Raw genomic sequence first — 12,656 nt, forward strand, 5'->3', positions numbered from 1 at the left:
GACCCTGTCCAGTGACAGGGTCTGATGCCAGCCGGGCAGGCTGGCACTAAAGTAGATAATTAACCGTGACGACGTTCGAAGTCGACCATGAATTCGGTCAGCGCTTTAACGCCTTCCAGCGGCATCGCATTGTAGATCGAGGCACGCATACCGCCAACCACACGGTGCCCCTTCAGCGCATGCAGGCCCGCCTTCAGTGATTCTTCAAGGAACACCTTATCCAGCGCAGCATCGGCCAGTTGGAAAGGCACGTTCATCCGGGAACGGTTTTCACTGGCGACGTCGTTACGGTAGAAGCTGCTGCTATCAATCACGCCGTACAGCAGATCGGCTTTCGCCTGATTAACCTTGTCCATCTCTGCTACACCGCCCTTCTCTTTCAGCCATTTAAACACCAGGCCGGAGAGGTACCAGGCAAACGTCGGCGGCGTGTTGAACATCGAATCGTTTTCGGCCAGCACTTTGTAGTCGAGAATGGAGGGCACCCAGCGCTGCGCTTTGCCCAGCAGGTCATCACGCACTACCACCAGCGTCAGGCCAGCGGGACCGATGTTCTTCTGCGCGCCGGCATAAATCACGCCGTAGCGGCTGATGTCGAGCGGGCGGGACAGGATGGTGGAAGAGAGATCGGCCACCACCACTTTATCGCCGAAGTCTGGCTCTTCATCGATGGCAATACCGTCGATGGTTTCATTCGGGCAGAAATGCACATAAGCAGCATCATCGCTGAGCTGCCATTCACGCATCGGTAACAGTGCGCGTTTACCCTCACGGGTGGTTTTGATGTCAATGGCGTTCGGCGAGCAGAATTTTTCTGCTTCTTTAATAGCGCTGTGCGCCCAGTAGCCGCCGTCGATGTAATCCGCGCGGCTGGCATCGCCCAGCAGATTACCGGGGATTGCCGCGAACTGCGCACGCGCGCCGCCATGGCAGAATAATACTTTGTAGTTGGCCGGGATTTTCAGCAGATCGCGAAAATCCTGCTCCGCCGCTTCCGCGACTTCAATAAACTCTTTGCTGCGGTGACTGATTTCCATCACCGAGGTGCCTAAGCCATGCCAGTTTGTCAGTTCTTGTTCTGCACGACGAAGCACTTCCACCGGCAGCATTGCCGGTCCGGAGCTAAAATTATAAACCTGCGCCATTTCCCCTCACCATTGTCATATCGAACGGTTATGAATACCCCATCGGTTTTATCATTGCCTCCGGATGGCTGCAATCATTTATCCGGCAGCGATCACATTTCCAGAGCCCGCTCCACCGCAGCTTATGTCATAAATGTAATAAGCCACGGAATTTTGTGAGGCAGTCCGGTGAAGTAAAATCAGACAGCTGCCAGAGCGCGAAAAAGCCGTAACAATGCGTTGAGAAATTTGGCGGAGCAATAGCGAAGCAGGCGCAAAACCCGTATTATTGCGCGCTTTACGCCCAACCATCGACTTGAGAGAGCGCCACCATGACGCAAACGTTTATTCCAGGTAAAGACGCCGCACTGGAAGACTCCATCGCACGCTTCCAGCAGAAACTGCAGGATCTGGGTTTCAACATTGAAGAAGCTTCCTGGCTGAACCCGGTGCCGCACGTCTGGTCAGTGCACATTCGCGACCGCGACTGCCCGCTCTGTTTTACTAACGGTAAAGGCGCCAGTAAAAAAGCGGCGCTGGCCTCAGCGCTGGGCGAATATTTTGAGCGCCTCTCAACCAACTACTTCTTTGCCGATTTCTGGCTGGGCGAAACCATCGCTAACGGCGACTTCGTGCACTACCCGAACGAGAAATGGTTCCCGCTGACCGACGATGACAGCCTGCCGGAAGGTATTCTGGATGCACGCCTGCGTAAGTTTTACGATCCGGAACAGAGCCTGAGCGCGTCCGACCTGGTGGATCTGCAGTCTGGTAATGCCGCTCGCGGTATTTGCGGCCTGCCATTTACCCGCCAGTCCGATCAGCAAACTGTTTACATTCCGATGAACATCATCGGCAACCTGTATGTGTCTAACGGCATGTCCGCTGGCAACACCGCCAATGAAGCGCGCGTACAGGGCTTATCCGAAGTGTTTGAGCGCCATATTAAAAACCGCATTATCGCGGAATCCATCAGCCTGCCGGAAATTCCTGAAGCGGTAATGCAGCGCTATCCTGGCGTGGTGGAGGCTATCAATCGTCTTGAAGCGGAAGGTTTCCCGATTTTCTCCTATGACGCTTCGCTGGGCGGCAACTATCCGGTGATCTGTGTGGTGCTGTTCAACCCGGCTAACGGCACCTGCTTTGCCTCTTTTGGCGCCCATCCGGACTTTGGTGTCGCGCTGGAACGTACCGTCACAGAACTGCTGCAGGGCCGCGGCCTGAAAGATCTCGACGTGTTTACCCCGCCCACCTTCGATGATGAAGAAGTGGCTGAACACGCTAACCTTGAAACCCACTTCATTGATTCCAGCGGTCTGATCTCCTGGGATATGTTCAAAGACGATGCCGACTATCCCTTTGTCGACTGGAGCTTTGCCGGCACGACCCATGAAGAGTTCGATACGCTGATGGCGATCTTCCGTGCGGAAGATAAAGAAGTGTATATCGCCGACTACGAACATCTGGACGTTTACGCCTGCCGCATTATCGTACCGGGCATGTCTGATATTTACCCTGCCGAAGACCTGCTGCTGGCGAATAACAACATGGGAGCATCACTGCGTGAAACGCTGTTGTCCCTGCCGGCAACCCAGTGGCAACCCGAGGAGTATCTGGCTCTGATCGAACAGCTGGATGAAGAAGGTCATGATGACTTCACCCGCGTGCGTGAACTGCTGGGGCTGGCGACCGGCAAAGACAACGGCTGGTTCACGCTGCGTATTGGCGAGCTGAAAGCGATGCTGGCGCTGGCCGGTGGCGATCTGGATCAGGCGTTGATCTGGACGGAATGGACCATGGAATTCAACCAGTCGATCTTCAGCCCTGAGCGTGCCAACTACTATCGCTGCCTGCAGACTCTGCTGCTGCTGGCGATGGAAGAAGATCGCGATCCGCTGCAGTATCATCGCGCGTTTGTGCGCATGTATGGCGAAGCCGCCGTTGACGCCGCTTCGGCTGCCATCAGCGGTGAGGCACCATTCTACGGTCTGCAGGTGGTTGACCGCGATCTGCACGCGTTCCCGGCGCATCAGGCACTGCTGGCCGCGTATGAAAAATTACAGGCGGCAAAACGTCGTTACTGGTCTGCGAAATAAATCGGCGCATTTTGTCTGTGACGAAATAGCCTGAAAATTAACGGGCACTGGCAGTATCCAGTGCCCTTTTTTTATGCCGCTGAAAATTCATCGGGCGCAGAAAATAATAAATAACAATTCACTATCATTGATAAACAGTATTTAACAAAACAGCCCTTAAGCCTGCCGCACCTTCAACTTATTTTGCATAAATTAAAAATTATTTATTGAATAAATTTCAATATCTTAATTGATTTTCTGGTCGTTTTGCGGCTTTGCTTAACCCTGCCGTTTCGGCAAATATGATCCACATCAACTCCTGACCTATACTCCTTTGTTAGTATCTTTACAGACAATTTCTGGAGAGCGTTAGTGTGAAAGCTGACAACCCTTTTAATTCATTATTACCGGCGGCGATGGCAAAAGTCGCAGAAGATGCCGGTGTCTATAAAGCGACGAAACATCCCTTAACCACCTTCTTTCTGGCTATCACTGCTGGCGTCTTTATTTCCATTGCCTTTGTGTTTTATATCACCGCCACCACCGGCAGCGGCACTATGCCGTACGGCATGGCTAAATTAATCGGTGGCATCTGCTTCTCACTGGGTTTGATGCTGGTAGTGGTCTGCGGCGCTGATTTGTTTACTTCAACGGTGCTGATCGTGGTGGCAAAAGCCAGCGGACGCATTACCTGGCTGCAACTGGGTCGTCACTGGCTCAATGTCTACGTTGGCAACCTGTGCGGCGCGCTGTTTTTTGTGGCGCTGATTTGGCTGGCCGGTGAGCATATGGTCGCAAATGGTGCCTGGGGATTGAATGTCTTACAGACCGCCGACCACAAAATGCATCATACGTTTATCGAAGCGGTAAGCCTCGGTACACTGGCTAACCTGATGGTGTGTCTGGCGGTGTGGATGAGCTACTCCGGCCGCAGCCTGCTCGACAAAATGGTGGCGATGATTTTACCGGTTGCGATGTTCGTAGCCAGCGGCTTTGAGCACAGCATCGCCAATATGTTCCTGATCCCGATGGCCATTATGATTCGCGATTTTGCCAGCCCGGAATTCTGGCAGATGACCGGTGCCAGCGCGGCGCAATTTCCTGCACTGGGCATTGGCGATTTTATTGTTAATAACCTGATTCCCGTAACCATCGGCAACATCATTGGCGGCGGTCTGTTAGTCGGGTTGACCTATTGGGTTATCTATCTGCGCGACGGTGAGTCCGCGCACTGAGTCATTAAGTACGGGCGTGCTGAGCAGCGCGCCATACGTTACAGTCTCCCTAAATAAGGCAGGTATATCATGTCCGAACTGAATGAAAAAATGGCGTCAGCCTGGGAAGGATTTAGCGCCGGTGAATGGCAGAACAGCGTCAACGTCCGTGACTTCATCCAAAAAAACTACACGCCGTATGAAGGTGACGAAGCATTCCTCGCCGGCGCGACGCCAGCCACTACCAAACTGTGGGACAGCGTGCTGGAAGGCATCAAAATTGAAAACCGTACCCATGCACCGGTTGATTTCGACACTGATTTAGCGTCTACCATCACCTCACATGATGCGGGCTATATTAACAAATCGCTGGAAACCATCGTTGGTCTGCAGACTGAAGCCCCGCTGAAACGCGCCATTATCCCGTTTGGCGGCATTAAAATGGTGGAAGGCTCCTGTAAAGTTTACGGCCGCGAGCTGGACCCGGCGCTGAAGAAAGTTTTCACCGATTACCGCAAAACCCACAACCAGGGCGTGTTTGACGTTTACACCCCGGATATCCTGCGCTGCCGTAAATCCGGCGTGCTGACCGGTCTGCCAGATGCGTATGGCCGCGGTCGTATTATCGGTGACTACCGTCGCGTCGCGCTGTACGGCATCGACTTCCTGATGAAAGACAAAGTGGCTCAGTTCAACTCACTGCAGAGTGACATGGAAAATGGCGTTGATCTCGAAGCCACCATTCGCCTGCGTGAAGAGATTTCTGAACAGCACCGCGCACTGGGCCAGATCAAAGAGATGGCAGCCAAATATGGCTTTGATATCTCTCTGCCAGCCACCACCGCGCAGGAAGCAGTACAGTGGACCTACTTCGGTTACCTCGCAGCAGTGAAATCACAGAACGGTGCCGCGATGTCGTTTGGTCGCGTGTCCACCTTCCTTGACGTTTACATCGAGCGCGATATCAAAGCCGGTAAACTGAGCGAGGAGCAGGCACAGGAGCTGATTGACCATCTGGTGATGAAACTGCGTATGGTGCGCTTCCTGCGTACGCCGGAATACGATGAACTGTTCTCTGGCGACCCAATCTGGGCCACTGAATCACTGGCTGGTATGGGCGTTGACGGTCGTACGCTGGTGACGAAAAGCACCTTCCGCTTCCTGAACACGCTGTACACCATGGGTCCATCACCGGAACCAAACATGACCATCCTGTGGTCTGAGAAGCTGCCGGTTAACTTCAAAAAATATGCGGCAAAAGTCTCCATCGACACCTCATCGCTGCAGTATGAGAACGATGACCTGATGCGTCCGGACTTTGACAATGATGACTACGCCATCGCCTGCTGCGTGAGCCCGATGATTGTCGGTAAACAAATGCAGTTCTTCGGCGCACGTGCCAACCTGGCAAAAACACTGCTGTACGCAATCAACGGCGGTGTGGACGAGAAGCTGAAAATGCAGGTCGGCCCGAAAGAAGCGCCAATCACTGACGATGTGCTGGATTATGACACCGTGATGGCGCGTCTGGACCACTTCATGGACTGGCTGGCAAAACAGTACGTCACGTCACTCAACATCATCCACTACATGCATGATAAGTACAGTTATGAAGCCGCGCTGATGGCGCTGCACGATCGTGACGTTTACCGTACCATGGCGTGTGGTATCGCGGGCCTGTCTGTCGCCGCGGACTCACTTTCAGCGATTAAATATGCCAAAGTGAAACCGGTACGTGACGCCGATGGTCTGGCAGTGGACTTCGAAATTGAAGGTGAATATCCGCAGTTCGGTAACAATGACCCGCGCGTGGATGATCTGGCCTGTGACCTGGTTGAACGTTTCATGAAGAAAATTCAGAAACTGCAGACCTACCGTAATGCGGTGCCAACGCAGTCGGTACTGACCATCACCTCCAACGTGGTATACGGTAAGAAAACCGGTAACACCCCGGATGGTCGCCGCTCCGGTGCGCCATTTGGACCAGGTGCCAACCCAATGCATGGCCGTGACCAGAAAGGTGCTGTCGCTTCACTGACTTCCGTGGCCAAACTGCCATTTGCCTACGCCAAAGACGGTATCTCTTATACCTTCTCTATCGTACCGAATGCGCTGGGCAAAGATGATAACGTGCGTAAAACCAACCTTGCTGGCCTGATGGATGGTTACTTCCATCACGAAGCCAGTATCGAGGGCGGCCAGCACCTGAACGTTAACGTCATGAACCGTGAAATGCTGCTGGATGCCATGGAGCACCCTGAGAAATATCCACAGCTGACCATCCGCGTTTCCGGTTATGCCGTACGTTTCAACTCGCTGACGAAAGAGCAGCAGCAGGATGTGATTACCCGTACCTTTACTCAGTCGCTGTAATCCTCCTCACTGTAATCGAAAGGCTCCTGCGGGAGCCTTTTCTCCACAAGCCAGTTTCGCCAGTCTGCTTTTGCAGGCAGTCTGGCAAAACCGACTTACATCCTCAGAGCACAACACAGATTGTGCCGCCTGCGCGCCAGGCTGAACCGGAGAATACATCGCAATGTCAACCATCGGTCGTATCCACTCGTTTGAATCCTGCGGCACCGTTGACGGTCCCGGCATCCGTTTTATCACCTTCTTCCAGGGCTGCCTGATGCGCTGCCTGTACTGCCACAACCGCGATACCTGGGACACTCACGGCGGTAAGGAAATCACCGTCGATGAGCTGATGAGGGATGTGCTGTCGTATCGCCACTTTATGAATGCGTCTGGTGGCGGCGTGACGGCATCCGGCGGTGAAGCCATTCTGCAGGCTGAATTTGTGCGCGACTGGTTTCGCGCCTGCCAGGCCGAGGGCATCCATACCTGCCTCGACACCAACGGCTTTGTGCGCCGTTACGATCCGGTGATCGATGAACTGCTTGATGCAACTGACCTGGTGATGCTCGACCTCAAGCAGATCAACGATGATATCCATGAGATTCTGGTCGGCGTGTCAAACCACCGCACGCTGGATTTCGCCCGCTATCTGCAAAAGCGCGGTAAAAGGACCTGGATTCGCTATGTGGTGGTGCCGGGTTATTCGGACGATGACGATTCGGTGCATCGCCTCGGTGAATTTACTAAAGGCATGAGTAACATTGAGAAGATCGAGCTGCTGCCTTATCACGAACTCGGCAAGCATAAATGGATTGCGATGGGTGAAGAGTACAAGCTGGAAGGCGTGAAGCCGCCAACGAAAGAGACCATGGAGCGGGTGAAAAATATTCTTGCCGGTTACGGCCACAACGTCATGTATTAAGACGGTTGGCCTGCAGCTGAAGCTTCGCCGGCAAGAAACAGAGGGGTTACCGCCGGGACATTTGCGACAGGTTGCGAATGTCCCGTTTAAGCACTGCCATCAGGCATGCGCCACCGGTGTTGCATGCTGATCGGCTTTACGCAGCAGCATCACCAGATAGACCAGCGCCACCACCGCAATCATCACAAACAGCAGGCGATCGGAATAGTTCTGCATCAGCATCGCGGTCATCCCCGGCCCGACCAGACTGCCAACGGTATAACTGAACAGCAGCGCCTGATTCATCGCCACCAGTTCATGATGCGCCACCGTTTCACACGCCCAGGACATGGCCACCGGATAAAGCGTAAAGCCAGCCAGCCCCAGCACAAACAGTGCCGGTGCCATTGCCGTTCCGCTCAGCATAGCAATCGCACCCAGAATCACCACGAACACCTGCACGCGCAGCACCATCAGGCGACCAAAGCGGTCGGCAAGACGTCCTACCGGCCACTGACCGACAATCCCGGCACTGACCAGCAGCGCCATCCAGTAACCTACGGTGGCATCGCTCATGCCCTGATGCGAAAGATAAAGCGGCATCAGGCCGTAGAGCGAACCGAGCACGATACCGGAGATAATGCAGCCGTTGATACCCAAACGCGAACTGCGGCGGCGCAGCATGCTCCAGATACGCCCGGTTGAGGCTTCTTCAGTAGCCGCACCGGCGTTGACCTGCACAAACACCACGGGCAGCACGGCACAGACGATCAGCGCGCTCACCCAGGGAATGACGTGCAGCAGTTCTGTCGAGACACGGCTCACCAGCAGCTGACCGGCAACGGTGCCAAGATAGTAGATGATCATGTAAGCGGCCAGCAGCTGACCGCGATTGCGCACGGTACCGCTGCACAATAGTGCACTCTCAACCACCACCCAAATCAGTGCACAGCCTACGCCCGCGGTGAAGCGCAGCAGCGTCCAGCTGTAAAAGCCGTCCAGCAGCACCATGCCCATGGTTGCCAGCGCAAACAGTACGCTGGCAAGGTAAAAGCAGCGATTAAAGCCATAGCGATTAATCAACCAGCCCGCCAGCAAGGTGCCCAGTAAGTTGCCGGTGTAATAAGCAGAGCTCGCCATGCCCACCTGCCAGGTCGGCAGTTGATCGTGAGTGAGCCACAGCGGCACCAGCGTATTAAGCACAGCAATAGACACCGTCATTAGCATTAAGCCGCAAAGCAGCAGCAGGACGGGGCGCGACCAGGTTGACATAGGGAATAAAACCAAAAGAAATGAACAGATTTGCGCGCAGTTTGCCATTGACGATGGCAAAGTCAATGTGCAAAAAAACAGCGCCGCACATTTTGCTGCTGAACAATTTATTATTTTTATCTTCAGCGGGTTACAGGGCTTGAGAAAGGTCTTATATCTGAATCTATCTACATGAATTTATACATTTTTGATGGTTTGACGCGCAGCCATTACGATAACGTTTATTTCTGATTAATTCCGGTTAAAAAATAATGGCTGATGCGCTTAAGAAATAAAAAACCCGGCCTGAGCCGGGTTTGTGCATGAGTGCAAATTAGCCGATATATTCCAGCCCGCCCATATACGGGCGCAGCACGTCCGGCACCGCAATGCGACCATCCGCCTGCTGATAGTTTTCCAGCACGGCTACCAGCGTACGACCCACCGCCAGGCCTGAACCATTCAGCGTGTGCACCAGACGCGGTTTTTTGTCCGTTTTGCTGCGGCAGCGAGCCTGCATGCGGCGCGCCTGGAAATCCCACATATTCGAGCAGGAGGAGATTTCACGGTAGGTGTCCTGCGCCGGCAGCCAGACTTCCAGGTCATAGGTTTTGGCTGAGCCGAAGCCCATGTCACCCGTGCACAGCAGCACTTTACGGTACGGCAGGTTCAGCAGCTGCAGGACTTTCTCTGCATGGCCGACCAGCTCTTCCAGCGCTTCCATAGAGGTTTCCGGTGCGACGATCTGCACCATCTCCACTTTGTCGAACTGGTGCATACGGATCAAACCGCGCGTATCGCGTCCGTAAGAACCGGCTTCGGAACGGAAGCAAGGCGTGTGGGCAGTGAGTTTGATCGGCAGAGATTCCTCTTCAACGATCTCATCGCGCACCAGGTTAGTCAGCGGCACTTCGGCGGTCGGGATCAGCGCATAGTTGCTGCTGCCTGCTTCTTCGCCCAGCGGTTTGGTATGGAACAGATCCTCACCAAATTTTGGTAACTGACCGGTACCGTACAGCGTCTCGTGGTTCACCAGATACGGCACGTAGGTTTCCAGATAACCGTGCTGCTGGCTGTGCAGATCGATCATGAACTGGCTCAGCGCACGATGGAGACGGGCAATCTGGCCCTGCATCACGATAAAGCGTGAACCGGTCAGTTTCACCGCCGAGGCGAAATCCAGCCCTTTAACCGCTTCACCCAGCTCAACATGGTCTTTCACCGGGAAATCGAACTGGCGCGGCTGGCCCCAGCGGCTCACTTCCTGGTTTTCGCTATCATCTTTACCCAGCGGCACTTCATCGGCCGGCAGGTTAGGCAGCGCAAGCGCAAAGTCACGAATTTCGTTCTGCAGGGTATCCAGCTCTGCTTTCGCCGCATCCAGGCGTTCGCCCAGCGCGTTCACTTCCTGACGCAGCGGCTCGATATCTTCCCCACGTGCTTTGGCCTGACCGATGGATTTGGAGCGGGAGTTACGCTCAGCCTGCAGGTTTTCAGTTTCTACCTGCAACACCTTACGACGCTCTTCGAGGGAGCGCAGCGTATCCACATCCAGTTTAAATCCCCGGCGTGCCAGTTTTTCTGCGACTGCGTCTGGCTCATTACGCAGCAGATTGGGATCGAGCATGCTTATCCTGTGTAATAAAAGGTTGATTGAACGAATGGAGGGATGCATTCCACCGGAATGCATTGAAATCCTTGCTCACCTTACCGTAACGCGTTTATCAGCGGTAGCGTTTTATCGGGCTATTTTGATCCTGTTCAGCAAGCCAGGCGAGTTTTTCACCGATCTTGCTTTCAAGGCCACGATTGGTGGGTTGATAGTAGCGCGTCTGCGCCATTTCCGGCGGGAAAAACACCTCGCCGGCCGCATAGGCATTGGGTTCGTCATGCGCGTAACGGTACTCTTTGCCGAGGCCCATTTCTTTCATCAGCTTCGTCGGTGCATTGCGCAGATGTTCCGGCACATCGTAATCCGGGAACTCACGTGCATCACGCATCGCCGCTTTGAAGGCGGTATAAACAGCATTGCTTTTTGGCGCGCAGGCCAGATAAACAATTGCCTGGGCAATTGCACGTTCCCCTTCCGCAGGCCCGACGCGGGTAAAACAATCCCATGCGGCAATTGCTACCTGCATGGCGCGCGGATCGGCATTACCGACATCTTCCGAAGCAATCGCCAGCAGCCGCCGCGCCACGTACAGCGGATCGCCACCGGCAGTGATGATGCGCGCGTACCAGTAAAGCGCCGCATCCGGGGCTGAACCACGAACCGATTTGTGCAGTGCCGAGATGAGATCGTAAAAGCGGTCGCCTTTGTTATCGAAACGCGCCGCGCGTTCACCCGACACTTCATTCAGCAGCTGTGGCGTTAGCTCCCGCTGTCCCTGCGCATTGAGCTCAGCCATATCGGCCATCATTTCCAGCGTATTCAGTGCGCGTCGTGCATCACCATTGACCAGTTCAGCGATCATGCGCCGGGTATTGTCCGGTAACAGAATATCGCTGTCGCCGTAGCCGCGCGTTTTATCCTGCATCGCCTGATCCAGCACCTGTTCAATATCTGCGCTGGTCAGCGATTTAAGCAGATAAACGCGGGCGCGCGACAGCAGTGCCGAGTTCAGTTCAAAGGAGGGATTTTCCGTGGTTGCGCCAATGAAGGTGATGGTGCCATCTTCAATGTGTGGCAGAAACGCATCCTGCTGGCTCTTATTGAAGCGATGCACCTCATCAACAAACAGAATAGTGCGACGCCCCACCTGGCGATTCTGCCGCGCGCGCTCAATGGCCTCGCGAATCTCTTTAACGCCGGAAGTCACCGCTGAAATGCGTTCGACGTCGGCTTTGCCGTAATGCGCGATGATCTCCGCCAGCGTGGTTTTACCGGTACCCGGCGGTCCCCATAAGATCATGGAGTGCAGCTGACCCGCCTCAATAGCGCGCGGCAACGGCTTACCGGCCGCGAGCAGATGCTGCTGACCAATATATTGCTGCAGCGTCGCTGGCCGCATACGCGCAGCCAGCGGTCTGAACTCATTTGACGGTGCAAAATCCAGCGACAGGTTACTCACCCTCACCTCACTGACGTTGATCGTCCACCGTTACGCCTTTTGGCGGCGTAAAGGTGAATTTATCCGGGCTGATAGCGCCGTTTTTCTGGCTCTTCAGCTGATAGCTGCTGCGCTGTCCATCCTGCTCGATCGCGCTGAATTGATTGATGGTGCCTGCGGAAGTGACATTGATGGTGAACTGTTTCAGGTTGCCATCGCTGCTTTTAGGCGTCAGCTCAAAATTATCACCCTGCTGCTTAATGTTGTACTGCTGCCAGTCAGAGGGCTGGTTACGCGCAATCAGCATAAACGGCGTGTTGCTGGTGGCATTCTGCAGCAGGCTAACGCTCGCCTGTTCCACAAAAGGATTATAGAACCACAGATTTTTACCGTCGGAGATAATCACGCTTTCGTCCGGTGCAGTCATGTGCCAGTTAAACAGGCTCGGACGTTTTACCCACAGTTCGCCTTCGCCGTCCTGCACATTTGCGCCGCTGCCGTCAGTCACCTTCTGACTGAAGCTGGCATGGAAGCTGTTCACTTTATTAAGGCGCTGCTGCAGATCGCTGGAAGCATCCGCCAGGGCAGAAGAAGCAACAAAACCGGCCAGCAGGCCACAGGCAATAACGCGAAATTTCATCTGATACGATTCCTTATTCATGGTTTCCTGACACTTACTGCATTAA

Annotated in this window: 9 protein-coding genes; 4 read left to right on the forward strand and 5 right to left on the reverse strand. The window is 54.2% G+C overall.

The features are described from left to right. Positions 1-59 precede the first annotated feature (59 nt). Positions 60-1,145 (reverse strand): 3-phosphoserine/phosphohydroxythreonine transaminase, encoded by a 1,086-nt coding sequence (gene serC / locus C1Y43_RS03330; protein ID WP_021508348.1) that lies wholly within the window; start codon positions 1,143-1,145, stop codon positions 60-62. 311 nt (positions 1,146-1,456) lie between these two features. Between serC and ycaO the strand changes: the two genes are divergently transcribed. The 4 genes from ycaO to pflA all read left to right on the forward strand — a co-directional run bounded on the left by ycaO (position 1,457) and on the right by pflA (position 7,690). Continuing rightward, positions 1,457-3,220 carry a 30S ribosomal protein S12 methylthiotransferase accessory factor YcaO gene (ycaO, locus tag C1Y43_RS03335; protein WP_104186997.1) on the forward strand — a complete coding sequence of 588 codons (1,764 nt, stop codon included), beginning with the start codon at positions 1,457-1,459 and terminating at the stop codon, positions 3,218-3,220. 353 nt (positions 3,221-3,573) lie between these two features. After that, positions 3,574-4,434, forward strand: a complete 861-nt coding sequence (gene focA / locus C1Y43_RS03340; protein ID WP_021508350.1) for a formate transporter FocA — start codon at positions 3,574-3,576, stop codon at positions 4,432-4,434. Between the two features lie 69 nt (positions 4,435-4,503). After that, on the forward strand, positions 4,504-6,786 hold the full coding sequence (gene pflB / locus C1Y43_RS03345; protein WP_058769544.1) for a formate C-acetyltransferase: 2,283 nt from the start codon (positions 4,504-4,506) through the stop codon (positions 6,784-6,786). Positions 6,787-6,949: 163 nt separating this feature from the next. Further along, positions 6,950-7,690 (forward strand): pyruvate formate lyase 1-activating protein, encoded by a 741-nt coding sequence (gene pflA, locus C1Y43_RS03350; protein ID WP_021508352.1) that lies wholly within the window; start codon positions 6,950-6,952, stop codon positions 7,688-7,690. Between the two features lie 99 nt (positions 7,691-7,789). On the opposite strand, the gene C1Y43_RS03355 is transcribed toward pflA, so the two are convergent. From C1Y43_RS03355 to lolA, 4 genes are all read right to left on the reverse strand, one after another. Further along, complete coding sequence (locus C1Y43_RS03355) at positions 7,790-8,941, reverse strand: MFS transporter (RefSeq protein WP_058769542.1); 1,152 nt, start codon at positions 8,939-8,941, stop codon at positions 7,790-7,792. Between the two features lie 313 nt (positions 8,942-9,254). Beyond that, on the reverse strand, positions 9,255-10,547 hold the full coding sequence (gene serS, locus C1Y43_RS03360) for a serine--tRNA ligase (RefSeq protein WP_104186998.1): 1,293 nt from the start codon (positions 10,545-10,547) through the stop codon (positions 9,255-9,257). A gap of 97 nt (positions 10,548-10,644) precedes the next feature. Then, positions 10,645-11,991, reverse strand: coding sequence for a replication-associated recombination protein A (locus C1Y43_RS03365; protein ID WP_021508355.1), 1,347 nt, complete (start codon positions 11,989-11,991; stop codon positions 10,645-10,647). Positions 11,992-11,998: 7 nt separating this feature from the next. Continuing rightward, positions 11,999-12,610 carry an outer membrane lipoprotein chaperone LolA gene (gene lolA, locus C1Y43_RS03370; protein ID WP_010618286.1) on the reverse strand — a complete coding sequence of 204 codons (612 nt, stop codon included), beginning with the start codon at positions 12,608-12,610 and terminating at the stop codon, positions 11,999-12,001. Between the last annotated feature and the right edge of the window lie 46 nt (positions 12,611-12,656).

Source organism: Pantoea sp. ICBG 828, assembly GCF_002928355.1.
Taxonomy (GTDB): Bacteria; Pseudomonadota; Gammaproteobacteria; order Enterobacterales; family Enterobacteriaceae; genus Pantoea; species Pantoea dispersa.

Bases quoted from the DNA above. Each gene is read 5' to 3' on its own strand.
- serC (WP_021508348.1), bottom strand. From the start codon at position 1,145: ATGGCGCAGGTTTATAATTTTAGCTCCGGACCGGCAATGCTGCCGGTG.
- ycaO (WP_104186997.1), top strand. From the start codon at position 1,457: ATGACGCAAACGTTTATTCCAGGTAAAGACGCCGCACTGGAAGACTCC.
- pflB (WP_058769544.1), top strand. From the start codon at position 4,504: ATGTCCGAACTGAATGAAAAAATGGCGTCAGCCTGGGAAGGATTTAGC.
- pflA (WP_021508352.1), top strand. From the start codon at position 6,950: ATGTCAACCATCGGTCGTATCCACTCGTTTGAATCCTGCGGCACCGTT.
- C1Y43_RS03355 (WP_058769542.1), bottom strand. From the start codon at position 8,941: ATGTCAACCTGGTCGCGCCCCGTCCTGCTGCTGCTTTGCGGCTTAATG.
- serS (WP_104186998.1), bottom strand. From the start codon at position 10,547: ATGCTCGATCCCAATCTGCTGCGTAATGAGCCAGACGCAGTCGCAGAA.
- lolA (WP_010618286.1), bottom strand. From the start codon at position 12,610: ATGAAATTTCGCGTTATTGCCTGTGGCCTGCTGGCCGGTTTTGTTGCT.